Consider the following 25,271-nt stretch of genomic DNA (forward strand, 5'->3'; position numbering starts at 1 on the left):
CTTCAAAGACATCGCTTGGCAGAGCAACCACCCCCCGCCAGCCCGGTAGTTGCCAGGATGCGGTGGATCCGGCTCCGCCGGTCCACCCGCATCGCCCCCGGGACCCGGCGCCGGGCCGCCCCAAGGCGGGTCCCGCCCCCTTGGGGGGCTGCCGCGTAGCGGCTGGGGGCTCACCATACTGGGCGCGCGTAAGCGCGTAGGGGGGGACCTACTTTTTCATCATGTCGAAGAATTCGGCGTTGTTCTTCGTCGAACGCATCTTGTCCAGGATGAATTCCATGGACTGGATCTCGTCCATGTCGAAGATGAACTTGCGCAGCACCCACACCTTCTGCAGCACGTCCGGCTTGATCAGCAGCTCTTCGCGGCGGGTGCCGGACTTGTTCAGGTTGATGGCGGGGTAGACGCGCTTCTCGGCCAGGCGGCGTTCCAGGTGGACTTCGCTGTTGCCGGTGCCCTTGAACTCTTCGTAGATCACGTCGTCCATGCGGCTGCCCGTTTCGATCAGGGCGGTGCCGATGATGGTGAGCGAGCCGCCTTCCTCGATGTTGCGGGCCGCGCCGAAGAAGCGCTTGGGCCGCTGCAGGGCGTTGGCGTCGACGCCGCCGGTCAGGACCTTGCCGGAAGCCGGCACCACGGTGTTGTAGGCGCGGGCCAGGCGGGTGATGGAGTCGAGCAGGATGACGACGTCGTGCTTGAGTTCGACCAGGCGCTTGGCCTTTTCGATGACCATTTCGGCCACTTGCACGTGGCGGGTGGCCGGTTCGTCGAAGGTGGAGGCGACCACTTCGCCGCGCACCGAGCGCTGCATTTCGGTCACTTCTTCCGGACGTTCGTCGATCATCAGGACGATCATCGTGACGTCGGGATGATTGGCGGTGATGGCGTGCGCGATGTGCTGCATCATCACCGTCTTGCCCGATTTCGGGCTTGCCACCAGCAGGCCGCGCTGGCCCTTGCCGATGGGGGCGAAGATGTCCATGATCCGGCCGGTCAGGTTTTCCTCGCTCTTGATGTCGCGTTCCAGGCGCAGCGGCTTGTTCGGGTGCAGCGGCGTCAGGTTCTCGAACATGATGCGGTGCTTCATGGTCTCGGGCGCCTGGCCGTTGACCTTGTCCACCTTCACCAGCGCGAAGTAGCGTTCGCCGTCCTTGGGGGTGCGGACCTCGCCCTCGATGGAGTCGCCGGTATGCAGGTTGAAGCGCCGGATCTGGGAAGGCGATATGTAGATGTCGTCGGTGCTGGCGAGGTAGGACGTTTCGGGCGAACGCAGGAAGCCGAAACCGTCGGGCAGCACTTCCAGCACGCCATCGCCGAAGATCGGCTCGCCCTGCTTGGCGCGCCGCTTCATGATGGCAAACATCAGTTCCTGCTTGCGCAGGCGGCTGGCGTTCTCGATCTCGAGCGTGGCGGCCATTTCCAGCAGTTGCGAAACGTGCAGCGCCTTCAGTTCATTGAGATGCATCTCGGGTAAAGCTCCGGGGGGAGTTCTTGGTGGTGACACGTCCTCGTGGGAGGACTTTGCGCAGAGAGTCTGTTGCTCTTGGGGCGGAGGGCTGGATCCCGAGGCCGGGGCGCGCCGCCGGTGCGCAAGGAGAGGGCGTGGTAAAGGTTGATCGGAAAGGACCGGCTCTGGGCCGGTCCGTGTCTTGCTACCTGCTTACAGCGAGCTGTCCAGGAAGGCGGTGAGCTGCGACTTGGACAGCGCGCCGACCTTGGTGGCCACGACCTGGCCGTTCTTGAACAGCATCAGGGTCGGAATGCCGCGGATGCCGTACTTGGCGGCCGTGGCGTTGTTGTCGTCGACGTTCAGCTTGGCGACCGTCAGCTTGCCCTTGTACTGGGAGGCAGCCTCTTCCAGGATGGGGGCGATCATCTTGCAGGGACCGCACCATTCTGCCCAGTAATCGACCAGGACAGGCTCATTGGCTTGAAGTACGTCGGCATCGAAGCTGGAGTCGCTCACGTGCTTGATCGCGTCGCTCATGGTTTTCCTTCTGGAGGTGTGCGCAAAGCGCAGGAAGAGGGTGCAGTGCGCGGTAAACGGATATGTGATTCGTTAGATATATGCGGGCGCGTGTGCTTGGATTCCAGACCCCTGAGGGGAATTTTTTTATATGCGCGGATCCTGACGGGAGTACCCCTGGACGATGCGTGAGAAGCGCGAAACGCGAGGGGAGCGGGGCAGGTAGGCGCCGGAATCGGTCGGCGTAGAGCCCGAGATAAACCAATGGTAACCGCAAAAAAGCGGTTTTTCCAAGAGCCTGTCCGGCTAGTGTGGTTTTTAGAGCCCAGGACAAGGGAATTGGGTGGCGAGCCTGACTTCGGCACTGACGGTTTACAGCTATGGCTGCTTCGTTCCCGACCTGACCAGGTTCACCGCTCCGCCATGCGAAGGGGCCCGCCAATGCCAGTATAGCACCCCCCCTACGCGCTTACGCGCGCCCCCCCAGGGGGGCGATGCGGGCGGACCGGCAAAGCCGGATCCACCGCATCCTGGGTCTAGTGCGGTTTTCTTGGTTTGTGGCACCCGTGCTTCGCTGGCTGCCAGCGATAGCAACGGTGGCACAAACCAAGAAAACCGCACTAGACCCAGGGCACCGCGGATCCGGCTTTGCCGGTCCGCCAGTGCCGCCCCCTGGGGGGCGCCCGAAGGGCGTAGGGGGGTACAATACTTTTTATGACATATCTGGTGCTGGCTCGTAAATGGCGGCCGCGTTCATTCGATACGCTGGTCGGACAAGAACACGTGGTGCGTGCGCTGACGCACGCGCTTTCCACGCAGCGCCTGCATCATGCCTGGCTGTTCACGGGGACGCGCGGGGTGGGCAAGACCACGTTGTCGCGCATCCTGGCGAAATCGCTCAATTGCGAGACCGGCATCACGGCTACGCCTTGCGGCCAGTGCCGGGCGTGCACCGAGATCGATGCCGGCCGTTTCGTCGACTACCTGGAACTCGACGCCGCGTCGAACCGGGGCGTGGACGAGATGACGCAACTGCTCGAACAGGCGGTCTATTCGCCCACCTCCGGCCGCTTCAAGGTCTACATGATCGACGAAGTGCACATGCTGACCGGGCATGCGTTCAACGCCATGCTCAAGACTCTGGAAGAGCCGCCGCCCCACGTCAAGTTCATCCTGGCCACCACCGATCCGCAGAAGATCCCGGTCACGGTGCTGAGCCGCTGCCTGCAGTTCAACCTCAAGCAGATGCCGCCGGAGGCCATCGTCGGCCACCTCGAGCATGTGCTGGCGGATGAACAGCTGCCGTTCGAGATCCCGGCCCTGCGCCTGATCGGCCAGGCGGCGCGCGGCTCCATGCGGGATGCCCTGTCGCTGACCGACCAGGCCATCGCCTACAGCGCCGGCAACCTGTCGGAAGAAGCCGTGCGCGGCATGCTGGGCACGATCGACCAGCGCCATCTGGTGCGCCTGCTGGATGCGGTCCGCGCGGCGGACGGCGCCGGGGTGGTGGGCGTGGCCGACGAACTGGCGGCGCGCAGCCTGTCGTATGCCGGGGCGCTGGCCGACCTGGCGGTGATGCTGTCGCGCATGGGCATGGCCCAGCGCGTGCCGGGCGCGGTGTCCGAGGAGGACCCCCTGGCGGCGGACATCCAGCGGCTGGCAGGCGAGTTCTCCGCCGACGAGATCCAACTGTTCTATTCCATCGCCGTGCACAGCCGCGCCGAACTGGCGCTGGCGCCCGACGAATACGCCGGTTTCGTGATGGCCTGCCTGCGCATGCTGGCATTCACCGCCGAACCGCAGGCGGCATCCCAGGAGGCCCCCGCGCCGGTCCAGCGGTCCGCCGCCTTGAAGGCGGCGCCGGCGGTGGCCGCGTCGATGCCGGCTCCGGCTCCAGCTTCGGTGCCGCCGGCCGCGCGTCCGGCCGCCCCCGCCCCCGCGCCCGCGCCGGCGCGCGCATCGGCTGCGGCCGAGGCGTTGGCCGCAGCCCGCAACATGTCGATGGCCGGCAACAAGCGCGCGCCGGCCTCGGCGCCTGCCCGGCCGGCCGGCAACACGGCGCGGACCGCGCCGGCACCGGCACCGGCCTCGCCCCCGGATGGGGCGGGTTCCGACGAAGACGGGCCGCCTGCCTGGCACTCGGAGGCCGAGGCCGGGCTGCGGGACGACGAGGCCGCGGCTTCGCGACCCGCTGCCGGCCCGGACCGGGACGAGGCGCCGCCCGTGGTACCGGAAGCGCCCGCGGTGCCAGCGCCGCCCGTGGTCCAGGCCGAACCCGCCCGCGGCGGCGACGGCATGGCCGGCGCGTCCGGCGGTCCCATCGCATTGAACGAGCCGTGGCCGGAATTGGCGGCGCGGCTGCCCATCAAGGGCATCGCCGCCCAGCTCGCGCAGCAAAGCGAATGGGTGGGCGTCGAAGGCGGCACCGTGGTGCTGAAGGTTGCGACCCGCGGGCTGGCCGAAGGCGCGGGGGTAGAGCGCCTGCGCGTCGTGCTCGAGCAGCATTTCGGCGTGCCCGTGCGGCTGCGCTTCGAGATCGGCCAGACCGGCGACGCCACCGCTTTCGCGGTGGCCGAGTCCGAGCGCCAGGCGCGCCAGGCCGAGGCCGAGCGCGCGATCATGGCCGACCCCTTCGTACGTGAATTGCTAGACAGTTTCGGCGGCCAGATCGTACCCGACTCGATCCGCCCGGTATCTTCCGAATCCAAACAAGGAACCCAGCCATGATGAAAGGACAGCTTGCCGGCCTGATGCGCCAGGCGCAGCAGATGCAGGAAAACATGAAGAAGGCGCAGGAAGCGCTTGCCGACATGCTCGTCGAGGGCGTCTCGGGCGGCGGTCTGGTCAAGGTGACCATGTCCTGCCGCAACGATGTCAAGCGCGTCGCCATCGATCCCAGCCTGCTGGCCGACGACAAGGACATGCTGGAGGATCTCGTGGCCGCCGCGCTCAACGACGCGCTGCGCAAGGCCGAGGCCACCAGCCAGGAAAAGATGTCCGCGCTGACCGCCGGCCTGCCCCTGCCTCCGGGCATGAAGCTGCCTTTCTGAGCGGAACGGGAATGGCAGGCGATCGATTCGTCGGGCCGGCGCCGCTGTCGGTGCTGGTCGATGCCCTCAAGCGCCTGCCTGGGGTGGGCGCCAAGTCGGCGCAGCGCATGGCTTACCACCTGCTGCAGCACGACCCGCACGGCGCCCGCATGCTGGGCCAGGCCCTGGGCGACGCGGTCGACCGGCTGCGCCACTGCGCGCGCTGCAATACCTTCACCGAATCCGAGATCTGCGAGACCTGCGCCAGCCCGCGCCGCGACGCCAGCCTGCTGTGCGTGGTCGAGACGCCGGCCGACCAGAACATGATCGAGGCCAGCCACAGCTACAACGGGCTGTATTTCGTCCTGATGGGCCGGCTGTCCCCGCTCGAGGGCGTGGGGCCGAACGAGATCGGTTTCGACCGCCTGCTCGCACGCGCCACCGACGGCCAGGTCAGGGAAGTCATCCTGGCCACCAATTTCACGACCGAAGGCGAGACCACCGCCCACTACCTGGCCGAGCTGCTGCGCGCGCAAGGGCTGGGCGTGACCCGGCTGGCGCGCGGGGTGCCCGCGGGCAGCGAGCTGGAATACGTCGACGCCGGCACCATCGCCTGGGCGCTGATGGACCGCCGCGCGCCGTAGGCGCGCTTTGCCGTTTCAGTAGTGTGGAGGGATCTCGTCGCGCAGCGATGCCGGCGCGGCCGGCCCCTGCGCGCTCTGTTCCCGGACCCGGGCCAGCTCGCGCGCCAGCGCATCGATCTGTTGCTGCTGCCGGTAGACCAGTTCGTTCAGTTGTTCCACCAGGTCTTCCATGAAGGCGAGCTTGATCTCGACTTCCATCAGTCGCTGGGGGGCGGGTGTGTCGGGCATGTGGGGCTGTCGTCAATAGGCCTTGCTGTCGTGGACGACCAGGCGCAAGGTCATGAAAAGAATGCGGATGTCCAGCCAGGGCGACCAGTGCTGGATGTAGTAGCGATCGTACTCCACCCGCTTCATCATTTTGTCCAGGGTGTCGGTTTCGCCGCGCAGGCCGTTGACCTGCGCCCAGCCGGTGATGCCCGGCTTGACCGTGTGGCGCAGCATGTAGCCGCGTATCTGCTGCCGGTAGAACTCGTTGTGTTCCGCGGCATGGGGGCGCGGGCCGACCAGGCTCATGCTGCCGTTGAAGACGTTGAACAACTGGGGCAGCTCGTCCAGCGACGTGCGGCGCAGGATCCGGCCCACGGGCGTGATGCGGGGGTCGCCGCGGGTGGCCTGGTGGATCTTGCCCGGGTCCGGCTGGTGCGTGTACATGGACCGGAACTTCATGACCTGTATCGGTTCCCCGTCCAGGCCGTAGCGGGTCTGGCGGAAGAGGATGGGGCCGGGTGAGCTCAGCCGCACCAGGGCCGCGATGATCAGCATGGGGACGCCCGCCGCGAGCAGCATCAGGCCGGCGAACAGCAGGTCCATGCAGCGCTTGATGCCCCGCGCGATGCCCAGGATCTGGGTGTCGTGCAGGCGCAGCAGGGGCACGCCCGCCATGTTGCTGACGCTGACCTCGAAATCGCCCAGCGCGGGCGATTCGGGGATCAGGTAGATGGCCGAGGTCGAGTCGCCCAACTGGTTCATGATGGGCTGGGCGTAGGGCGTCTTCATCAGCGTCATGCTGATGAAGGCGACGTTGGACTTCTGTTCCTTCAGGTGCTCGACCGCCTGGGGCAGATTTCCCAGGTAGGGCAGGGAGTCCAGCGGCTCCGGCCGCGGGGTGTCGTCGAAGTAGCCGTCCACCAGGATGCCCATGGCCGGCGAGCGGCGCAGCCGGATGGCCAGGGTCTGGGCCTGGAAGCCGGGCATGATGAAGATGGCGCGGCGGACGTACTGGCTGGCGCCGTACAGGTGCTGCGCGCTGAGCCGCATCAGCGCCAGGCCGGGCAGCAGCGCCACGGGCGTCAGGAAGGCCCAGGCCTGCAGGATTTCCCGGCCCAGGTTGCGGTGCTCGATGGGCAGAAGGATGAAGGCGAGCAGCGTCACCATGACCACCTGCGACCAGGTCAGGATGGCGCGCCACAGCATGAAGGCCATGGTCCGCGTGCTCAGCAGCTGTTCGAAGCGGTAATAGGCGATGCCGGTGGCCAGCGCGATGACGAGCAGCAGCGCCCCGTCCTCGTTCGAGGGCTGGCGCCCGAAATAGACGCTGGTGGCGGCATGGCAGAGCAGCGCGATCACGGCTGCGCCGATGGCGGCCATGCTGTAGAACATGCGCTGGTGGGAGGGAAGGCGGCTGGTGGCCATGGGGTTTCCTGTCAGCGTCCGCGGACGCCGGAGCGATATTCCCGCCAGCAGATGGCGAAGAACCGGGGGTCTTCCTTCAGATAGCGCCGCCACAGCCTGCCGGGATTGCAGAGCAGGCGCCACAGCCATTCCATGCCCATCCGCTGGACCAGCCGCGGGGCGCGCCGCTGCAGGCCGATGGCGAATTCCATGGCCGCGCCCACGCACAGCACCAGCCCGTGGGGCAGCGTGGGGGCATAGCGGCCGGCCCAGGTCTCCTGCTTGGGCATGCCCAGGCAGACGAAGACCAGGTCGGGCGCCAGGGTGCGGATGCGGTCCGCGGCTTCGCGTCCTTCGTCGCCGTTCGGATCGAAACGCATCGACGGCGTCATCACGGTGACGTCGATGCCGGGATAGGTGGCGGCGAACCGGCTTTCCAGCATGGGGCCGTCGCCGGGCATGCCGCCCAGGATCACGATCTTCCAGCCATGCGCGACCGCCTGCCGGCACAGCGCCACGAACAGGTCCGAGCCCGTCACGCGCTCGGGCAGCGGGCGGCCCAGCAGGCGGCTGGCCCAGACGATGGGCATGCCGTCGGCGAACAGGTACTCGGCCTGGCGGTAGATGGGCTGGAGATCGGGCTGCTTGTCCAGGCGCACCACGTGGTCGACGTTGGGGGTCGACACGATGCCCGCCGGTCCGCGCCGGCTGGCGACGGCGTCGGTCAGGATCGCGACGGCCTCGGAAAAGGTCGCCGCGATGATGTCCAGGTCGAAAAGCCGCATCCGGACGATGTCGGGCTGGGCAGGGTGTGTAGGCATGTCGAAATGGAGGACGGGCGTGGTGAGCGTGGGGCTGAAGGGATGCCGGCAGAATGCTACAAAAAATTGCGCCTGTTATTTCCCGGCTTGGAGTTGTTTGCTGTTCCTTTGCTACGCTGTTCTGCGAGAATGTCGCACCCGCGGTCCGTCCCTGATCCCCCTCTATAATCGGCGCGATGATTTTAGCGGGCGTTTCCGTGACTTCAATGGAGTGGTTTTGAGGCAATTACGCATATGTCTGCCCAAGGTGCTGGCTGCGCTGGTGGCGTGGCTGGCGCTTGGTGCCGCCTACGCCGCCGATGAGATGCCTCATCCCGGCCGCCTGGCGCCCGCAACCATCGTTCCCTCCGAAGTCGAGGGGGGCGCCGTCGCCACGGTGGGGCCGGGCGACACGCTTTATCTCACGGTCTACGGCCAGCCGGAACTGGCCGCCCAGGTCACGCTGGACGTCCGGGGACACATCGTGGTTCCTTTCCTGGGAGACATGGCCGTCGGGGGCGAGGCGCCCTCGGCCATCGCCAAGCGGATCGCCGACGGGCTGCGCCAGCGCGGATACCTGAACGATCCCCAGGTGGCGATCGAAGTGCTGCGGGTCCGCAGCCGCATGGCCTCCATCCTCGGCAGCGTCGCCAAGCCCGGCCGGTATCCCATCGAGGGCAGCCTGACGCTGCTGGAGTTGCTGGCCCAGGCCGGCGGCCTGAAGGACAACGCCGACGACGTGGCCGTGGTCCTGCGCAAGGACTCCCAGGCCCCGGACGGCCAGCGCCGGATGGAGTTGCTGATAGGCAACAAGAGCCTGCCCGACCGTCCCGTCCAGGACCTGTCGCTGCAGGCCGGCGACGTCGTCTACGTGCCGCAGGCCAAGGTTTTCTACATCTACGGCGAAGTCACGCGGGGGGGCGCCTATCCCATGGAGCGGGGCCTGAACGTGATGCGCGCGCTGTCGCTGGCCGGAGGGCTGACGCAGCGGGCCTCGGAACGCCGCATCAGCATCAGCCGGCCGGATCCCGGCACGGGCGAGCAACGCAAGCAACGCGTCAACCTCGACGATCCGGTTGCTGCCGGCGACGTCATCTACGTCGACGAACGCTTCTTCTAGCCGGAGCGGGCGTGCGCGCGCACCAGCGTTCCTCTGTCTGGCAGTCGGCGATACCGCTGGCGGTGGCCGTGTCGCTGTGCGCCGTCCGGCCCGCGGGGGCCGGGCAGCCTGAAGCCGATGCGATGATCGACGCGGTCATCGCCAAGACCGTGGGGGCGGTGGCGCCCAAGGCGGCCGAACCGCCCGTCCCGGCGGCGGTGCCTGCGCCGGAAGCGCGCGCAGATGCCGGCCAGGCGCCGCCGACGCGGCGCGGCCTGGGCGCGGGTTCGCCGGTCTTTCCCGAAGGCATCGAATACTCGGTCCAGATCTCGCGCGTGATCCAGCAGGTCAGCAACCCCTATCGCTTGCCGGACACGGCGGGGGACCGGCGGCACGGCGACCTGGCCGTGGGCGACGAGGTGCGCGCGGCCGCGATCATTCCCCTGGCGTCCGAGCGCACGCGGCTCCTGGCCTCGGCGGCCTTCGGCAACGTCGACTACCGGGACCAGGGCCAGCTCGACCACCATCCCCACGCGTTCAGGACGACCTTGCAGTGGCGCGCGGGAGACCTGCTCCAGGGCAGCGCCTCGGTTTCCGACCGGGTCCGGCTCAACCGCTACATGGCCAGCAGCTGGCCCGAGCGCGACCTGCTCAAGCAGCGGGTGTTCAACGCCGACATCGGCCTGCGCGTGACCGAGTCGCTGACCCTGCCGATCCTGGGCGTGTCGCGCACGTCCTCGCGCAACGAGTTCGCGCTGAACCAGCAGCTGTACAACCGGGACGACAGCCAGATACAGCTGGCCGGCCGCCTCATGGGCCGGGACAACTCCTACGTGATGGCCGGCGTCTCGCGGGTGCGCAGCAGTTATCCGGATCGCACGCCGCTCCAGATCCAGCAACTGGACCGGGCCTACACCGACACCGAGTTCTTCCTGAACAGCATCTGGCACTACAGCGCCAGGACCGCCCTGGAAGGCTACGCGGGCTGGCGCCAGCGCCGGTATTCGACGCTGACCGACCGCAACGTGGATTTCGTCACCGCCGAACTGCGCGCCTACTGGGACTACTCGGTGAAGACCGCGTTCCACCTCCACCTGTGGCATCGGCCGTTCGGCAACGAGGAAGATCCCTCCACGCTGTATTCCACCTTGACCGGAGGCCGGGTAAGCATGCGTTGGCAGGCCGGCGAGAAGACCTGGCTGTCGCTGAACGTCGTGCGCGAACGGCAGAAGAACTATCGCATCGGCGCGGGCGGCACCTCCGAGACCATGAGCTGGCGCGTGGGGCCGCGCCTGGAGTGGCAGATGAATCCCCGTGTCCTGCTGACCCTGGACGGCTGGCGCGAGCGCGTCAGCGGGGCGGGGTATCCGGGCTACGGCGGCACGGTGGTCCGCGCCGGCGTGACTCTGATGTACGACAATGGCTCGCCGCGGCCGTCGCGCCTGTACATGCGCGAGGAGTGCGACGCGCCCCGCTACCTGGATACCCGGCTGTGCGACCAATGACGATTTCCTTCCCCTGAGGCCCACCATGTTGCTCGACGCCAATGCGTTGCCGCAGGACGCCCGGCTGCACGCGGACATCTGTATCGTGGGGGCCGGCGCGGCCGGCATCGCCATGGCCCTGTCGCTGGCCGACTCCGGCCTGGACGTGGTCGTGCTGGAGGCAGGCGGCCAGGAACCCGAGCCGCGCACACAGGCCCTGTACGAGGGCACGGTCGAAGACGCCGCGCTGCACAGTCCGCTCGACCGCTACCGCCAGCGCCAACTGGGCGGCTCGACGACGATCTGGGGCGGACGCTGCATGCCCCTGGACCCCATCGATTTCGAGGCCCGTCCGTACATTGCCGGCAGCGGTTGGCCCCTCGGCCCCGAGGACCTGGCGCCCTACTATCCGGCGGCCAATGCCTGGTGCGAGGCCGGCGACTATGCCTATACGATGGCCGAAGCGTTCGCGGAGCCGCGCCGGCCCATGCTGGAAGGCTTCGACGAAAGCCATTTCTCCACCCAGACGCTGGAGCGCTTCAGCTGTCCCACGAATTTCGGCGGGCGCTACCTGGGGCGTTTGCGGGCGGCGCCGGACCTGCGCGTCGTGCTGCACGCGAACGTGACCCGGCTGGAACTGGACGAGGCCGGCGAGGCGATCCGTCACGTGGAATTCAAGACGCTGGACGGCAAGGCTTTCGCCGTGTCGGCGGACAGCGTGGTGCTGGCCGCGGGCGGCCTGGAGGTGGTCCGGCTGCTGCTGAACAGTCCCGGCCGCACGGGACGGGGCGTGGGCAACGCGCACGACGTGGTGGGCCGCTACTACATGTGCCACCTGGCCGGTACCATAGGCAGCCTCGTGCTGGCGCCGCCCCATCGGGCCTGGCACGGCTACGACGTCGCCGACGACGGCACGTACTGTCGGCGGCGGCTGGCGCTGCGGCCCGATGTGCAGCGCGAGCAGGGCATCGGCAATTTCGTGGCCCGGCTGCATCACCCCCGGATCACCGACCCCGCGCACGGGACCGCCATCCTGTCGCTGCTGTTCCTGGCCCGGGCCTTCGTGCCCTACGAATACGCCAAGCGCCTGCACGGCGACGAGCGGGTCTCCGTGGGGGGCTGGCTGCGGCATGCTTTCAACGTGCTGCGGGGCGCGCCGTCGGTGGCGGGTTTCCTGTGGCACTGGCTGCGCGACAGGACCCTGGCCGCCCGCAAGTTTCCCTCCATCATCGTCTACCCCCGGACCCAGCGCTACAGCCTGGATTTCCACGCCGAACAGGAGCCCAATCGGGAGAGCCGGGTGTCCCTGGGAACGTCCGTCGACGAACTCGGCATGCGGCGGCTGCACGTCGACTGGCACTACACGCGCCAGGACGTGGCGACGGTACAGAAGTCCCTGGCCTTGCTGGCGGCCGATGTCCGCGATTCGGGCATTGGCGAGTTCGATTACGATCCGGGCGAGGTCGAGCGGGAGATGACGCGCTACGGCGCCTACGGCGGCCACCACATCGGCACGGCGCGCATGGGCGACGATCCGCGCACCAGCGTGGTCGACAGGAACTGCCGCGTCCATGAGGTGCGGAACCTGTACGTGGCCGGGGCGGCGGTGTTCCCGACGTCCAGCCAGGCCAACCCCACCCTGACCCTCGTTGCGCTGGCGCTGCGCCTGGCGCGGCACCTGCAGATCCGGCATGCCGGCGGCGAGCCGGCCGATCCTGGGAGTCCCGCATGAAGACCCGTGTCCTGATCCTGGGCGCCAGCGGCTACGTCGGCCGCCGGCTGGCCGCCGCGCTGCATGCCTCCGACTGGGCCGAACCCGTGGCCGCGACGCGCCGCAAACCGGTGGCCGGCGATATCGAGACCGTCTTCTGCGAGGCCACGGATACCGGGTCGTTGACCCGGGCCGCGGCCGGTGTGGACGCCGTGGTCAATTGCGTGGCGGGCAGCGCCGACGTCATGGTGGCCACGGCGCGCGCGCTGGCCGAGGTCCAGGCCTCGCGCTCGCGGCCGCTGCGCATCGTGCATTTCAGCTCCATGGCGGTCTACGGCGATGCGGTCGGCAAAGTGGACGAGAGCCATCCGTTCGCCAGCCTGCCGCCCCAGTCCTATGGCGGCGCCAAGATCCAGGCGGAGGCGCTGCTGGCGGACGCAGCCCAGGTAGGTATCCTGCGGCCCGGCTGCATCTATGGCGCCGGCAGCCCGCAGTGGACCGAACGCATCGTGCGTCTGTTGCGCGCCCGCCGCCTGGGCGACCTGGGGCCGGCCGGCGATGGATGCAGCAACCTCGTCCACGTCGATGACGTCGTGGCCGCGACCGCGGCGATGCTGCGGCGGGGCGCGGACGGCGCGTTCAATCTCGCCATGGCCGGCGCCCCCAGTTGGAACGTCTACTTCATGCGCCTGGCGCGCGCCATGGGCGCGGTGCCGGTGCGGCGCCTGACCGCCCGGCGGCTCAAACTGGAAGGCAAGGTGCTGGCGCCACCCCTGAAAATATTGGAGATTGCCGGCGGCAAGGCCGGCCTGCGCGGCCTGCCGCCCGTGATTTCGCCCGCGCTGCTGCGGCTGTGGCAGCAGGACATCCGCCTGGACGTGCGGCGCGCCGAGCAGGTGCTCGGCATGCAGTGGACAACCCTCGAGGCCGGCCTGGCGGAATCCCTGGCGAACCGGTCCGGGCAATCGGAAGAAGCGAGGAACTGACGTGGCCTATCCCTACCGCGTGGCGGTGCAGATCAGCATGTACCCGATGGACGTGCGCCATGCCCGCCACCTGCTGGCCCACCAACTGCGGGTGTGGGGGCCGATGGTCGACCGCTTCGTCGTCACCATCGACGTGCACCGCAGCCGCGCGGGGCGGTATCGCGGCGCCGGCTTCGACGAGAACCTGGCGGCCCTGCGCGCCATCGTCGACGAACTGCGGGCCCAGGACCCGCGCGTGTCCTGGCACGAGGTCGACTACCGGCCGGAAACCCGCCGGGAAGTGGCCCGCACCTATTTCGGCCGGGACGACATCCCGGTCAAGGCCTGGGACGGCGGACCGTTCTATGCCTATTTCCACGGCCTGCTGGAGGCGCGGGCGCGGTACGTGATTCACTTTGACGGCGACATGCTGTTCGGCGGCGCCAGCCGGCAGTGGGTCGGGGAAGCGGTGCGCCTGCTGGACGGCGATCCCGACGTGCTGCTCGCGAGCCCGCTGCCGGGGCCGCCCAGGGCGGATGGGCGGATCTTCGGCCATGGGGAAGGCGCCGAACGCCTGGACCGGCCGGAGCTGGGGCTGGCCTACCGGTTCCAGCATGCCAGCACCCGCGTGTTCGTGATGGACCAGCAGAAACTGCGCGAGAAGGTCGGGGTCCTGCCGTTGACGCCGCCGGTGCTGGCCAGCCGGATCAAGTCGCATCTGCTGGGCAACCCGCCCATCGCGCGCGAGGCCGAGGTCATCCTGGGCGAAGTGCTGCGCGATCACGGCCTGTACCGGGTGGATTTCCTGGGGACGGCGCCGGGCATGTGGTCGCTGCATCCTCCCTACCGCAGCGACGAATTCTATCGGCGGCTGCCGGAGCTGATCGCCGCGGTGGAGGCGGGCGACGTGCCCGAGGCCCAGCGGGGCGACTACGACATGAACGACAGCATGATCGACTGGAGCGTGCAGCGCCAGGCCAACCGCCGCTCCCGCCGCCTGTGGCGGCTGCTGAAGGACCGTCTCAACCTGTCGTAGCGCGGACGGCTGGCAGCCGCCGGCGCGCGAGCCGCTGTCCCAGCGGCCGTTCGACCAGCCGGTGGCAGGCAAGTCCGGCCAGGGTGGAGACGGCAACCGCGACCAGGCAGAAGGCCGCCATGCCCGCCGCCGTGCCGCCCAGTCCGGCCTTGCGCCAGGCCTGCGACAGGGCGGACAGCACCAGCGGGTGGATCAGGTACAGCGAATACGAGGCGTCGCCCACGCGATGCAGCAGCGGCCACGACGGCGTGCGGCCGGTCCGCTCGATCGCCAGGGCCCCGGCCACGATCAGGATCGAGGGCAGCCCCGCCTGCAACAGGCGCGACGTGCCGGCGGGCCAGGCGCCCGACCCGGCCAGGAGCGCGAGACCGGCCAGCGCCAGCGGCCATCCCGCCGCGTTGCGCGCCGGCCATCCGCCGCCGGCGTACAGCCGGCCCAGCATCATGCCGGCCAGGAATTCCAGCATGATGTCCGACGTATAGAAGCCCGCCGCGGGCGAGGCCGGCCGCAGCCACCAGCCCACCGCCGCGAGCGCCGCCAGCACGAGGCCCGTGGCGGCCAGCCGGCGCCGTTCTGGCAGCAGCAGGGCAAGGCCGAACAGGAGGTAGAAGAACATCTCGTAGTTCAGCGTCCAGCCCGGGACGAGCACGGGTTCCACATGGCCCGCCGGCGACGGCCAGGCGATGAAGGCATACGAGGCCAGCACGTGGGGCAGGTCGAAACGCGCGGTCTGCAGCAGCTGCGGCGCCGCCAGCATGATCGCCACGACGACGGAGGTGATCAGCCAATACAGCGGCACGATGCGAACGATGCGCCGGCGGTAGAAGTCCATGGGGGTGACCGGGCGGCCGGCGGTCGTGGTCCACATGATGAATCCGCTGATCACGAAGAAGATGTCCACGCCGTTGGACAGCCAATCGGGCCAGGCGCCCTCGTAGCCCATCCGCGCCAACTGCGGATGCAGGTGGAAGACGACGACCATCAGCGCCGCGAGCGCCCGCAAGTGCTGGATGGAGCGGATTTCCATGTTCAGTTCCTTCTTGCGTCCGGGCCGGCCGCCCGCGGTGCGGGCAGCAGCAGGGCGCGCAGCGGCGCGACGCGGCCGGCCACCGCGAAAAGCAGGGTGGGCACCGCCAGGCCCGCCAGCCAGGCCAGCAGGGCCGCGGGAGCGGTGCCCAGCGAGGGATGAAGCGCGTGCCAGGCCGCGGTCTGTACGGGCTGGTGGAAGATCAGGATGAACAGCGAAGCCTTGCCCAGGTAGCCGAGCACCGGACCCAGCCAGGGGGCCGGGGCCAGGAGGCGGGCCACGGCCAGCGCGGCGGCGATGCCGACCAGCGCCGCCACCGTGGACAGCAGCGGATCGTCGTAGCGCCGCAGGTTCAGGTCGAGCGAAGCGGGCACCAGGGCATGCCAGGCCAGGAACACGAGGAGGGCCGCCCAGCACGCGATGCGCGTCGCCCGGCCGGTGTCGGCCAGCACGCGGCCGCGCAAGGCGTGGCCCAGCAGCATGAAGAAGCAGCCTATGGGCAGCAGGTCGACGCTGAAGGGCAGGCCGCGCACGATGATCTGCTGGCCGAACAGCGATACCGGCAGGTTCCAGGCCAGCGGGACGGCCAGCGCGCCGCCCCAGGCCAGCGCCAGCAGCAGCGCCGCGCGGGCCATTGCGTGCCCGGCCAGCGCGCGCCGCTGGATCAGCCAGTAGGTCGCCAGCATGACCAGCCAGGTGTAGGGCAGGAACCACATCGGGATCCAGGTCAGCGTCTCGCCGTTGCCGTACAGCATGGCGGCTGCGCGGTCGATGAAGCGCTGGCCCCGCAGCGCCACCGCCGCCACGGCCAGCGCCAGCAGTACCGTGAAATACGGCTTGAGCAGGGCCTGGGCCCGGCCCGCCGCGAACTCGGCCCACGATCGCCCCGGGCGCAGCAGGGCGCCCGACAGGAACAGGAAAATGGGCAGGTGGAACGAGGTGATGACGTCGAGCAGCCGGGGACGCGCATCGAACAGCCACCAGCCGTGGCCGAGGACCACCAGCGCGATGCCTATCCCTTTGGCGACGTCGATGTGCGCGTGGCGCGGTGTCGGGGGCACGGTCGGTTCAGCCATGCGAACGCGTCCTTGCCCGCTTGAACCGTTGCCAGCCCGCACGCCAGTCTTCGTAGGGCGTCAGCAACTGCACCAGGAAGGCCGCGATGCCGGCCGTGCCGTCCACCGTGATCCGGGGCAGCTGCCAGGCGTCGTCCCCCGGCCGGGCGAGCCCGCGCTGGATGGTGGTCGCATTGCGATAGCCGGCCTCGCGCGCCAGTTCGACGTGGCGTTCGTCGTAGCGTCCGTAGGGAAAGCAGAAAGCGTCGACAGGCTGGCCCGTCAGGGCCTGCAGCCGCTGCCGGGATCCGGCGATCTGCGTCCGTGCCTGCTCCGGTTCCTGCCGGGGCAGGTCCACGTGGTCGGTCGTATGCGAACCGATCTCCTGGCCCGCCTCGGCCCATTGCCGCAGGTGGTCGGCGGACATCAGCGGGACCTGAGGGATGCGGTGGGCGGCGTCCCAGTCGTTGGTTCCGCCCACGCGGCCGGCCACCACGTAGTTAGTCGCGCTGAACCCGACCTCGCGCAGCACGGGCAGCGCGTGGCGCAGCACGTTCAGATAGCCGTCGTCGAAGGTGATGCCGAACACCCGGCCTCGCCGTTCGCCCGACAGATAGGGTTGCAGGTCCCGCATCGACAGGCCGCGGTAGCCCAGCCTGTGCATCCAGCGCATCTGCGCCGCGAAGGCGCCGGGCGCGACCGTCAGGTGCCGGAAGGGCATGCCAGCGGGCGGCAGCGCGTCGATCTGGTGGTACATCAGGATGGGGATGGCCCGGGTCACGGCAAGGCCTCCTGTGCAACGGCCGCCGTCTCGGCGCGGCGTATCTCGGCGCGCGTGCAGGCCAGGACGGCGGCGATGTAGAACAGCTCGCCGCACAGCACGCCGAAGGGGGCTCCGATCGCGCCCCAGTGCAGCATCGCCGCCTGGCAGATGGCCAGCGACAGCAGCGCCGATCCCAGCGTGATGGCGGTCAGCGTGCGCAGCCGCTGCCGCAGCAGCAGCAGGAGCATCAGCGGATCCCGCAGCGACATGACCAGGAACACGGCGCCCCAGAGCTGGAACAGGATGTCGCGCTGCGCGAAATCCTTGCGCATCAGGTCGATGAAGATCCAGTCGCGCAGCAGCCAGGCGATGCCCAGGTAGATCAGCGTCATCGCCCCCAGGATGGCGGAGAACAGCACGAGGCGCCGTGCGGTCGCGCGCGGCCCGAGCTGGTGCAGCCAGCCCGAGGCGACGGGCGTCAACTGCTTCTGCACGCCGGCCGTGACCAGGTTCACGGGCATCATGACGAGCCGGGACGCGGCCAGGGCGGCTACGGCCGCCAGGTCCAGCGTGGCCGCGGCCAGGAAGCTGTAGCCCTGGTTGAACAGCCAGTAGATGACGCCGCCCGAAGCGGCCCAGAAGCCGACGTGGGCGATCTCGCGCATGCGGCCCGGCGGGGCGTCGGCGTCCATGTCGTCGCGCAGCGCGCGGCGCAGCAGCCGGCCGCACGCCAGCGCGGACAGCGCGGCGCCGCCCAGCGCGATGGTGGCGGCGACGGGCTGGCGCATGGCCAGGAGGCCCCCGGCGATCAGGCCCGCCACATAGACCGTGTCGGCGGCCAGGACCGCGTGCGGCCGCTGGTAGACGAGCAGGATGCCGCGGAAATATTCCCGGTAGGTCGCGGCGGCCAGCAGGGCGACCGCCGCGATGCAGACGGGCAGGGCGTCGGGCTGCAGCGCGTCCGCCGCCCAGGCCAGCCCGATGGCGGCCAGCGCCACGGCGCTGCCGGCCGCGGTCCAGCGCCGCTGGTCCCGCCACAGCCCGCCTATCCACGACCGGCGCGCGTCGGCGTCCAGGCCGGGCAGGCGTATCACCAGCGGCGTCGAGATGAAGGTGCCTTGCAGCGTGGTGGCGAGCATCATGCCGTTGAAGGCCAGCACGTAGTACCCGTACTGGGTCTCGCTGGCATAACGGATCAGGATCAGCCCGACCAGGAAGTTGGCGCCGGACAACAGCGCCTGATCGACGATCGAGCTGCCGAACAGCCGTACCAGCCGGGACGAGAACGGCGAGTCCGTCATTGTCCGTCGCGCCGGGTCTTGACCCAGCCCTGTTCCCCGCGCCGCCGCAGCAGCGCATGGAGTTTCCACAGCACGAAGAACGGCGCGCGCGCCAGGTCCAGCAGCGCACGCGGGCCCAGCGGCCCCAGTTGCCAGCCGCGCAGGATGTGCGCGCCCAGGATGATGCCCATCAGGACCGCCCAGCCCACCCAGGCCCAGGCGGCCGGCGTGACCAGCGCGGCCAGCAGCGCGAGCACCAGCAGGGCGCCGATTTCCAGCGCGACGTAGCCGATGGGCAGGGTCAGCAGGTCCAGCGCGAGATCCATGCAGATGCGGTCCGGCCGCGCCAGCCCGGCGCGCAGCAGCCTGCCGGTGTAGATACGGATCACCGCGAAGCGGCCGCCTTCCCAGCGCTGGCGCTGCGAGACCGAGGCCGATCCCGAGGCCACCAGTTCGGCATCGGCGTGGGCCTCGTCCACGTACCAGACGCGGATGCCTTCCAGGCCCAGGACGATGCCTTGTTCCAGGTCCTCGGTCAGCGAGACCGAGCGGAACGGATGGTCGCGCAGCAGCGCATGGGTGAAGCCCATGCCGTTGCCGCGCAGGCCGCAGGAGACGCGCAGGCGTTCCCGGGCACGGCCGCGGACCGCGTGGAATGCGCCATAGGCGATGGTGATGATGCGGGTGCGCCAGGAGTCGTCGGGATTGAGCACGCCGTAGTTGGCTTGCAGGGCCTGTGCGCCTTGCTCGATGCGCGCGGCGAAGGCCGACAGGAAATTGGGCGAAACCACCGTGTCGGCGTCGACCACGGCGATGGCGTCCGCCCACTGGCCGGCGGCGCTGTGGGCGATGCCATGGGCCAGCGCATAGCCCTTGCCGCGCAGCGTGTCGTCGCGGCGCTCGATCACCGTGGCGCCCGCGGCGGCGGCCAGCCGCGCGGTGTCGTCGGCGCAGTTGTCGGCGATCACGACCACGCGCATGCGGTCGGCGGGCCAGTCGATCTGCCGCAGGCTGGCGACCGTGCGTTCGATCACGGCGGCCTCGTTGTGGGCGGGGACCAGGATGTCGAAGCGCAGCGAGCGCGATGCCGGCTGCGGCGCGGGAGCGCGCCACGACAACAGCGTCATCAGGCCCAGGTAGAGGCAGGAGATGGTGGCGGGAACGGCCGCCAGGCAAAGCAGGAAATAGATCAGTCCCACGGATGGATCCTCAGGCGTATTCGCGATAATGCCAGCCCGCGAGCACGGACAGTTTGCCGGCGTTCGCGCAGGCGCGCGCGAGCCAGTGCGCGCTGCGGTGCAGGCCGGCGGGCAGCGTGACCAGGGCAAGCAGCAGCGCGGCCAGCGCCTGCGCCAGCGCGCGCACGAAGAACAGCAGCCTGCGCGCGGGCCCGAGGCCGCCGAGCTTGCCTTCCAGGAAGTGGCGGGCGTAGTCCTGGCCGCCGCGCAAGGCGCGCGCCAGTATCCATTTCAGGCGCAGGCGGGACGGCACCACGTCCTCGGTGGCCACCGCCTCGTCGCTCCAGACGATCCGGGCGCCCTGGCCGACCAGCCGCATCAGCAGGTCGCCATCCTCGCCGCCGGTCAGCCCGAACGAGGGATCGAACGGCCCCGCCGCCTCCTGGCCGGCCAGCCATCGCGCGGCGATCAAGGCATTGCCGATGCGCATGACGTTCAAGGGCACCAGCGAACCCGTCGCCATCCGGGGGCCGTCGTAGAACCCGCCCCGTCGTATCCAGGCCGGCGCGTCCGCGGGCACGACCGGCACCACGGGGGCCAGCACGCCATCGGCGGCATGGTCGCGCGCGGCGGTGTGCAGCGTGCGCAGCCACGCCGCGCCCACGCGTTCGTCGTCGTCCACGAAGGCCAGCCAGTCCGCGCGCGCGTGGGCGACACAGCGGTTGCGGGTCAGCGAGATGTTCTTTTCCGGCTGGATGTCGTAGACCAGGGGCGCCGAAAATGTCGCCCGGCGCGCTTCGACCACGGCCCGGGCGCTGCCGGCCGGATCGTTGTCCACCACGACCACCTGGACCGGCGCGAGCGTCTGGCCGGCCAGATCGCCCAGCAGCGCGTCCAGGCGCTCGGCGCGCCGGTAGGTGGCGATGCAGACCGCGATGCGGGGCGGCTCATTCATGCTGGACTCCGGTGCGGCGGGCGGAGCCGCCGCGGACATAGGCCTTGCCCAGGAACAGCAGCCGGGTGATGCCCCAGCGATCGAACACGATCTCCAGCAGGATGGGCAGCAGGATGCCGGAGGCCAGGCCGCAGACGAACAGCACCACCGGTTCGTGCACGTTCAGGTGGGTGAGCAGGATGCGGCAGCCGGCGGTGCCGAACACATGGAACAGGTAGATGGAATAGGAGTAGCCGCCTATGCGCACCAGCGGCTTCCATTGCCAGGCAAGCGAGTACAGGAAGGCGATGCTGACGGCCGAGTACAACTGCCCCGACAGGGCGTCGGCCGACAGGTGAGGGACGTTCCAGCCGGCCAGGCTGGCCTGGTGCCAGGCGATGCAGGCGAGCAGTGCCGCCGCCGCGCAGGGCAGCCAGTAGCGCGGCAGCGAGGCGGGCGCGTCCAGGCCCGGCGTGCGGCGCAGCGCGACGCCCAGCAGGAAGTAGGGCAGCAGGTAGAACGCGCCGTTGATCGAGAACGGATTGGCGGCGAACCGGATGTGCGGCAGTATCAGGAAGGCCAGCAGCGTGACGGTCCAGAGCCAGCGGCGATTGCGGCCGGCCCCGGAAACGTCCAGGACGTAGATGACGATGAAGATCAGGAACAGCGCCTGCAGGAACCAGAAGTGGTCGTAGGCGTAGAACATGAACCGGAACCACGAGCCGCCGTGTTCGACGTTGACCTCGCCGACGTGGCGCTGCACGTACTGGTAGACCTGTCCCACCATCAGCAGCGGCAGCAGCAGCCGCCGCACCTTGCCGCGGAAGAAGGGCACGAAATCGCCGGCCTGGGCGGGCCGGCGCATGGCATAGACATAGCCGGACAGAAAGGTGAACAGCGGCATGCGCAGGTACACCAGGCTGTCCGAGAACCACCGCAGCCACGCATCGTCCGGCAGGCGCAGGCCGCGCACGCCGTCGCCGATCACGTGGTAGGCCACCAGCAGGATGCAGGCCAGGCCGCGCAAGGTCTCGATGCGCAGGTCGCGGGAATTCATGGGCGGATCTCCTGTCCGGCGACGCCACGGACGATCTCGAACCACGGGCTGGATTGTTCGGGCGTGGCGTACAGGCGCACGCGTACGGACTGGTCCCCGGACGCCTCCGTGGGCAGGGGCGCCATGCGGCGCCCCGCGCCATCCAGCGGGTGGACGGCGACCGGACGGCCCTGCGTGGCGATCTCGAACTCCAGCGGATGGCGGGCAAGCCAGGTGGGACCGGCCGTGGCGCGTGGCGCCGACGGGCCGGCCGCGCCCGCATCGGGCTCGAGCGTGATCCATCCCGGTTTGCCGGGATAGGGAATCACGCGCTTGGGGCGTGGCGGCTGGGAGCCCGGCTGCCTGCCGGCGGTGGCGCTGCCCACGGTCAGCAGCATGTGGCCGGACTCGGCCAGGGAGTGTCCATCCAGTGGAGTCAGCAGCAGCGACACCGGGGCCGCGGGGCCGGTCGGCCGAATCGCATGGTCCGCCGCGGACAGGCGGCCGGCCAGCGGGCCGAACACGCCCCAGGCCCGGGGCGTATCGACGATGACGAGTCCTTGCGCCGCATCGTGGCGCGCCTGCCCGTCGGGCGTGGCCTGCCCGGCCGAAGGAGGAGGCGTCCAGGATGCATCGTTGGCGCCCGGCGCCTGCGCCAGGCGGAACGACCACGCATGCGCGGGCACGACGGACAGCCGGCGCTCGACGCTGCGTTCGAGCGCGTCGGCCACGGCCGACTGCGCGATGTCCAGCGCGGCGGATTCGGGCAGGGGAAGATCGAGGCTGCGCGCCAGGGGACGAACGTACTCCGAGCGGAACAGCAGGGCGCTTTGTCCGGCCAGGGCCAGCTTGCCCCAGTCTGCCGCCAGCGAGAAGCGTGTCGGCCCCTCCGGCGGCGGCCATTGGTCCGCGTAGTCGAAGAAGAACAGCCCGTCCCAGTCCTGCAGCGAAGCGAGGGTCGCCATGATGGGGAGTATCGCGGAGCCGCCGGGGTTGGGATAGGGCTGATTGTATTCGCTGACGACGAAGGGTTTGCCGGCGTCGCGCCGCAGCGACAGCGCCAGCAGGCGGGACAGTTCGGACGAGCCCGACGCGCTCGCGGCCGTCATGCGCCAGTCGTCCGTCCGGTCTTGCGCGCCGCCGGCGATGGGATGGGCGACGTACACGTGCTCGTCCACGTAGTCCATGTCCCGCTGCGAGAAGAGATTCATGATGCCGCCGAACGCCATCTGCGTGCCGGTGACGGGCACGCGCGGGTCGGTTTCCTCGTGCACCGCCCGGCGCAGCCGGACGAAGTAGGCGGCGTCGGTGTCGGCCAGGAACTGGACGAAATCGCGCTTCTTGCGGGGGGCTTCGACGTGCCCCCGCGCGCGGTCGACGCCCAGGCGCTGCAGCATCCGGTCCATGCGCCGGGCCGCGAGGTCCAGCGGTCCATCGGGGCCGTCCTCGTCCTCCGGCGCCGGCAGGGCGCCGGCCCAGGCGACGCCCGGGCAATGGATCCACGCGCGGCACGCGGCCTCGACCGACCCGTGGCGTGCCGCCAGCCAAACCTGCCAGCGGCGCTCGAGCTCGGGGACATAGTGACGCTGCCTGGCCTCGGCCCAGGCGCCGCGCCGCGTCCACGACCACAGCAGCGACGCCTCGTTGTTGATCTCCACCATGGCCAGGCCGGGGTGGTTCTTCAGGCCCAGGCGCCGGATCAACTGGCGCGCATAGGTTTCCTGGCGGTCCACCAGGGCGGGGGCGTACACGTGCAGCGGCGAGGCGATCGAAGTCGCGTCCCGGCCGGCGTCCAGGCGCGGCAGGCCATCCACCGCGGGTCGGAACCGGTAGCCCACGTGCAGGTTCAGGTTCACGTACAGCCCTTCGCGCGTCAGGGCATCGATCAGCGCCCGCAGCCGTGCCACCGCCCCGGCGTGGAAGCTCGGGTGCGGGCCGGCGGTCAGGATGCCGATGGGCGTGCCGTCGGGGCCGGACGGCAGCGAGTCCAGGTGGTGCAGGCGGACCGCGTTGAATCCCAGCTTGCGCAGCCGCCGCGCCAGCGCGGGGGCCTGGTCGGGCGGCGGGAAGTTGGCGCCGAAACTCAGGTTGATGCCGAACAGGCGGACCCGGCGGTCGTCGTCCGTGCCCGGGATGCCGTCGGCGCCGACGGCATAGAAGTGGCCCTGCCGGGCGACGATGCGGTCGGCGCCGGACAGCGGGTGGTTCAGGGCGGACTGGTCGGGCGCGCCGCCCAGGCGATCCTCGTCGATCGCGTAGGGATAGGGCGGCGGTGCGGCCTCCCGGCCAGCGGAGGGCGCCGGTACCAGGGCAAACAGGCTGGCGGCCACCGCCCAGGCCCCCAGGCGCGGCGCCGTCATCATGTGCCCCGGCGGGCGAACTGTAGCCGCGCCGACACGGTGATGGACGAGAAGATCAGCACCATGTTCTGAAGCGAGACGTCCCGCAGGAACTGGCTTTCCGAGAAATTGCTGATGACCATCAGCACCAGGATGGACAGATGCAGCGCCGCCTCGTCGCGATCCACGCGCATCAGCAGGAACAGCGATACCATGTGCCACAGCAGCAGCCCGATGAAAAGCGCGAGGCCGACGATGCCGATCTCGTTCAGCAGGTCGATGTAGCCGTTGTGGCCGTGCGAGGGCATCCAGCCGAACTCGTCGGCGATGAACTGGGCCGGCCCGCCTTCTCCGATCCAGAAGGCGCCGTAGCCGATGCCGAAGGTCAGGTGCTCCCGGGCGGCGACCAGCACCAGCCGCCAGATCTCGGTGCGGCCGGTCAGGTCGGGGCTCTTGTTGAGCAGCGTGGCGATCGGCGCGATCACGTCCTGCCAGGTGGGCAGGCGCCCGGTCGCGATATAGAAGACGTAGGTCAGCGCCAGCAGCAGGGACAGTCCGACCAGCGAGGCGATCAGTCCCGCATGGCTGTCCCGCACCCAGCGCTGGCGCAGCGCGAGATAGATGGCGATGCCGACCGCCGTCACCACCATGGACGTCGTGCTCTTGGACATGAACAGCACGAAGAGGCTGAAAAGCGTGGCCGCCACCGTGCGGCCCAGGGGCAGCCGCCGCTCCATGCATTCGCGCAGCCACAGCATCACGCACAGCCCGGCCACCGCGCCCAGCAGGTTCTTCTGCCACATGATGCCGCGCCAGGCGCCGTCCAGGAACAGATCGACGCCGATATGGGGCAGCGCCACCGCGACGAAGGCGGACACCACGACCAGCGCCGACAGGGTGCCCAGCAGGGCGTGGGAGAACTGGCGCGGCCGGGCGATGGGCGGGGAGATGACGATGCCCGTCAGCAGCAGTCCGCCCAGCAGGATGACCCGCTTGATCGTGACGTTGGGGGCCGGCGACCAGGCGATCGAGGCCGCGCAATAGATCAGCAGCAGGATCAGGAACGGATTCATGCGCCGGAAGATACCCAGCGCCTCGGCCGGATGCCGGTAGGCCAGCCAGCCGGCGGTCAGGAAGATGGTGCCGAACTGGATCTGCCGCAGCAGCGAGCCTTCGGCGATCTGGTGTCCCGCCTCGGGGCCGAGTTCGCCCATCTGGAACGTGGTCGGCACCAGCGAGCAGATGAAGCAGAGCGCGACCAGCGCGCCGATCAGGAAATGATCGAGGCGCCGCGCCGAGGCCGGGCCGTCCAAC

At 69.5% G+C, this 25,271-nt stretch carries 22 protein-coding genes and 1 other RNA gene; 8 read left to right on the top strand and 15 right to left on the bottom strand.

The features are described from left to right. Window positions 1–208: 208 nt before the first annotated feature. The 3 genes from rho to ffs form a co-directional block, all read right to left on the bottom strand. A complete protein-coding gene (gene rho / locus EV675_RS25635) occupies window positions 209–1,465 on the bottom strand; it encodes a transcription termination factor Rho (protein WP_087840747.1) in 1,257 nt (418 codons plus the stop codon). A gap of 195 nt (window positions 1,466–1,660) precedes the next feature. Further along, window positions 1,661–1,987, bottom strand: coding sequence for a thioredoxin TrxA (trxA, locus tag EV675_RS25640; protein WP_087840746.1), 327 nt, complete (start codon window positions 1,985–1,987; stop codon window positions 1,661–1,663). Between the two features lie 321 nt (window positions 1,988–2,308). After that, an RNA gene (gene ffs / locus EV675_RS25645) (signal recognition particle sRNA small type) lies at window positions 2,309–2,406 on the bottom strand. Between the two features lie 274 nt (window positions 2,407–2,680). On the opposite strand from ffs, the gene dnaX reads away from it, so the two are divergent. The 3 genes from dnaX to recR are packed head-to-tail and all read left to right on the top strand — an operon-like array spanning window position 2,681 to window position 5,639. After that, window positions 2,681–4,693, top strand: coding sequence for a DNA polymerase III subunit gamma/tau (dnaX, locus tag EV675_RS25650; RefSeq protein ID WP_130361277.1), 2,013 nt, complete (start codon window positions 2,681–2,683; stop codon window positions 4,691–4,693). Next, complete coding sequence (locus EV675_RS25655; RefSeq protein WP_124690463.1) at window positions 4,690–5,016, top strand: YbaB/EbfC family nucleoid-associated protein; 327 nt, start codon at window positions 4,690–4,692, stop codon at window positions 5,014–5,016. Before dnaX ends, EV675_RS25655 begins: the two co-directional genes overlap by 4 nt. 11 nt (window positions 5,017–5,027) lie before the next feature. Continuing rightward, a complete protein-coding gene (gene recR, locus EV675_RS25660; RefSeq protein ID WP_130361279.1) occupies window positions 5,028–5,639 on the top strand; it encodes a recombination mediator RecR in 612 nt (203 codons plus the stop codon). A 15-nt stretch (window positions 5,640–5,654) separates the two neighbouring features. On the opposite strand, the gene EV675_RS25665 is transcribed toward recR, so the two are convergent. Genes EV675_RS25665 through EV675_RS25675 form a run of 3 tightly spaced genes read right to left on the bottom strand, consistent with a single transcriptional unit; the run spans window position 5,655 to window position 8,071 of the window. Beyond that, window positions 5,655–5,867, bottom strand: a complete 213-nt coding sequence (locus EV675_RS25665; protein ID WP_130361281.1) for a SlyX family protein — start codon at window positions 5,865–5,867, stop codon at window positions 5,655–5,657. Between the two features lie 12 nt (window positions 5,868–5,879). Then, window positions 5,880–7,271, bottom strand: coding sequence for an undecaprenyl-phosphate glucose phosphotransferase (locus EV675_RS25670; protein WP_242621599.1), 1,392 nt, complete (start codon window positions 7,269–7,271; stop codon window positions 5,880–5,882). An 11-nt stretch (window positions 7,272–7,282) separates the two neighbouring features. Beyond that, window positions 7,283–8,071, bottom strand: a complete 789-nt coding sequence (locus tag EV675_RS25675; RefSeq protein WP_130361283.1) for a WecB/TagA/CpsF family glycosyltransferase — start codon at window positions 8,069–8,071, stop codon at window positions 7,283–7,285. A gap of 217 nt (window positions 8,072–8,288) precedes the next feature. Here EV675_RS25675 and EV675_RS25680 point away from each other — a divergent pair, with 217 nt between their 5' ends. The 5 genes from EV675_RS25680 to EV675_RS25700 are packed head-to-tail and all read left to right on the top strand — an operon-like array spanning window position 8,289 to window position 14,345. After that, a complete protein-coding gene (locus EV675_RS25680) occupies window positions 8,289–9,170 on the top strand; it encodes an SLBB domain-containing protein (protein ID WP_165404776.1) in 882 nt (293 codons plus the stop codon). A gap of 11 nt (window positions 9,171–9,181) precedes the next feature. Beyond that, a complete protein-coding gene (locus tag EV675_RS25685; protein WP_130361287.1) occupies window positions 9,182–10,654 on the top strand; it encodes a hypothetical protein in 1,473 nt (490 codons plus the stop codon). 25 nt (window positions 10,655–10,679) lie between these two features. Next, a complete protein-coding gene (locus EV675_RS25690; RefSeq protein WP_130361289.1) occupies window positions 10,680–12,365 on the top strand; it encodes an FAD-dependent oxidoreductase in 1,686 nt (561 codons plus the stop codon). Beyond that, window positions 12,362–13,330, top strand: coding sequence for an NAD-dependent epimerase/dehydratase family protein (locus EV675_RS25695; RefSeq protein WP_130361291.1), 969 nt, complete (start codon window positions 12,362–12,364; stop codon window positions 13,328–13,330). The genes EV675_RS25690 and EV675_RS25695 overlap by 4 nt, the downstream gene beginning before the upstream one ends. A 1-nt stretch (window position 13,331) precedes the next feature. After that, the gene (locus tag EV675_RS25700) at window positions 13,332–14,345 is read left to right on the top strand and encodes a capsular biosynthesis protein (protein ID WP_130361293.1); all 1,014 of its coding nucleotides are present in this window, start codon (window positions 13,332–13,334) and stop codon (window positions 14,343–14,345) included. Here EV675_RS25700 and EV675_RS25705 read toward each other — a convergent pair. Genes EV675_RS25705 through EV675_RS25740 form a run of 9 tightly spaced genes read right to left on the bottom strand, consistent with a single transcriptional unit; the run spans window position 14,332 to window position 25,270 of the window. Beyond that, window positions 14,332–15,372 carry an acyltransferase family protein gene (locus EV675_RS25705; RefSeq protein WP_130361294.1) on the bottom strand — a complete coding sequence of 347 codons (1,041 nt, stop codon included), beginning with the start codon at window positions 15,370–15,372 and terminating at the stop codon, window positions 14,332–14,334. The genes EV675_RS25700 and EV675_RS25705 overlap by 14 nt on opposite strands. 2 nt (window positions 15,373–15,374) lie before the next feature. Further along, window positions 15,375–16,448 (bottom strand): acyltransferase family protein, encoded by a 1,074-nt coding sequence (locus EV675_RS25710; protein WP_130361296.1) that lies wholly within the window; start codon window positions 16,446–16,448, stop codon window positions 15,375–15,377. Further along, window positions 16,441–17,208 carry a polysaccharide deacetylase family protein gene (locus EV675_RS25715; protein ID WP_341273603.1) on the bottom strand — a complete coding sequence of 256 codons (768 nt, stop codon included), beginning with the start codon at window positions 17,206–17,208 and terminating at the stop codon, window positions 16,441–16,443. Before EV675_RS25715 ends, EV675_RS25710 begins: the two co-directional genes overlap by 8 nt. Then, window positions 17,205–18,491, bottom strand: coding sequence for a lipopolysaccharide biosynthesis protein (locus EV675_RS25720; protein ID WP_207222052.1), 1,287 nt, complete (start codon window positions 18,489–18,491; stop codon window positions 17,205–17,207). The genes EV675_RS25715 and EV675_RS25720 overlap by 4 nt, the downstream gene beginning before the upstream one ends. Further along, complete coding sequence (locus tag EV675_RS25725) at window positions 18,488–19,669, bottom strand: glycosyltransferase family 2 protein (RefSeq protein WP_242621600.1); 1,182 nt, start codon at window positions 19,667–19,669, stop codon at window positions 18,488–18,490. Before EV675_RS25725 ends, EV675_RS25720 begins: the two co-directional genes overlap by 4 nt. A gap of 10 nt (window positions 19,670–19,679) precedes the next feature. After that, window positions 19,680–20,603, bottom strand: coding sequence for a glycosyltransferase family 2 protein (locus tag EV675_RS25730; RefSeq protein ID WP_130361298.1), 924 nt, complete (start codon window positions 20,601–20,603; stop codon window positions 19,680–19,682). Beyond that, the gene (locus tag EV675_RS29795; protein ID WP_165404777.1) at window positions 20,596–21,639 is read right to left on the bottom strand and encodes an acyltransferase family protein; all 1,044 of its coding nucleotides are present in this window, start codon (window positions 21,637–21,639) and stop codon (window positions 20,596–20,598) included. The genes EV675_RS25730 and EV675_RS29795 overlap by 8 nt, the downstream gene beginning before the upstream one ends. After that, complete coding sequence (locus EV675_RS29800) at window positions 21,636–23,978, bottom strand: alpha-amylase family protein (RefSeq protein WP_165404778.1); 2,343 nt, start codon at window positions 23,976–23,978, stop codon at window positions 21,636–21,638. The genes EV675_RS29795 and EV675_RS29800 overlap by 4 nt, the downstream gene beginning before the upstream one ends. Further along, a complete protein-coding gene (locus EV675_RS25740) occupies window positions 23,978–25,270 on the bottom strand; it encodes an O-antigen ligase family protein (protein WP_130361302.1) in 1,293 nt (430 codons plus the stop codon). Before EV675_RS25740 ends, EV675_RS29800 begins: the two co-directional genes overlap by 1 nt. Window position 25,271: the final 1 nt, after the last annotated feature.

The organism is Pigmentiphaga kullae (genome assembly GCF_004216695.1).
Lineage (GTDB): Bacteria > Pseudomonadota > Gammaproteobacteria > Burkholderiales > Burkholderiaceae_B > Pigmentiphaga > Pigmentiphaga kullae.

What these genes read in the sequence shown, in the direction of transcription:
- EV675_RS25665 (WP_130361281.1), bottom strand. Translation starts at nt 5,867, where the DNA reads ATGCCCGACACACCCGCCCCCCAGCGACTGATGGAAGTCGAGATCAAG.
- EV675_RS29800 (WP_165404778.1), bottom strand. Translation starts at nt 23,978, where the DNA reads ATGACGGCGCCGCGCCTGGGGGCCTGGGCGGTGGCCGCCAGCCTGTTT.
- EV675_RS25705 (WP_130361294.1), bottom strand. Translation starts at nt 15,372, where the DNA reads ATGGAAATCCGCTCCATCCAGCACTTGCGGGCGCTCGCGGCGCTGATG.
- EV675_RS25710 (WP_130361296.1), bottom strand. Translation starts at nt 16,448, where the DNA reads ATGGCTGAACCGACCGTGCCCCCGACACCGCGCCACGCGCACATCGAC.
- EV675_RS25675 (WP_130361283.1), bottom strand. Translation starts at nt 8,071, where the DNA reads ATGCCTACACACCCTGCCCAGCCCGACATCGTCCGGATGCGGCTTTTC.
- EV675_RS25655 (WP_124690463.1), top strand. Translation starts at nt 4,690, where the DNA reads ATGATGAAAGGACAGCTTGCCGGCCTGATGCGCCAGGCGCAGCAGATG.
- EV675_RS25670 (WP_242621599.1), bottom strand. Translation starts at nt 7,271, where the DNA reads ATGGCCACCAGCCGCCTTCCCTCCCACCAGCGCATGTTCTACAGCATG.
- EV675_RS29795 (WP_165404777.1), bottom strand. Translation starts at nt 21,639, where the DNA reads ATGAATTCCCGCGACCTGCGCATCGAGACCTTGCGCGGCCTGGCCTGC.
- EV675_RS25720 (WP_207222052.1), bottom strand. Translation starts at nt 18,491, where the DNA reads ATGACGGACTCGCCGTTCTCGTCCCGGCTGGTACGGCTGTTCGGCAGC.
- dnaX (WP_130361277.1), top strand. Translation starts at nt 2,681, where the DNA reads ATGACATATCTGGTGCTGGCTCGTAAATGGCGGCCGCGTTCATTCGAT.
- EV675_RS25730 (WP_130361298.1), bottom strand. Translation starts at nt 20,603, where the DNA reads ATGAATGAGCCGCCCCGCATCGCGGTCTGCATCGCCACCTACCGGCGC.
- EV675_RS25695 (WP_130361291.1), top strand. Translation starts at nt 12,362, where the DNA reads ATGAAGACCCGTGTCCTGATCCTGGGCGCCAGCGGCTACGTCGGCCGC.
- rho (WP_087840747.1), bottom strand. Translation starts at nt 1,465, where the DNA reads ATGCATCTCAATGAACTGAAGGCGCTGCACGTTTCGCAACTGCTGGAA.
- recR (WP_130361279.1), top strand. Translation starts at nt 5,028, where the DNA reads ATGGCAGGCGATCGATTCGTCGGGCCGGCGCCGCTGTCGGTGCTGGTC.
- EV675_RS25690 (WP_130361289.1), top strand. Translation starts at nt 10,680, where the DNA reads ATGTTGCTCGACGCCAATGCGTTGCCGCAGGACGCCCGGCTGCACGCG.
- trxA (WP_087840746.1), bottom strand. Translation starts at nt 1,987, where the DNA reads ATGAGCGACGCGATCAAGCACGTGAGCGACTCCAGCTTCGATGCCGAC.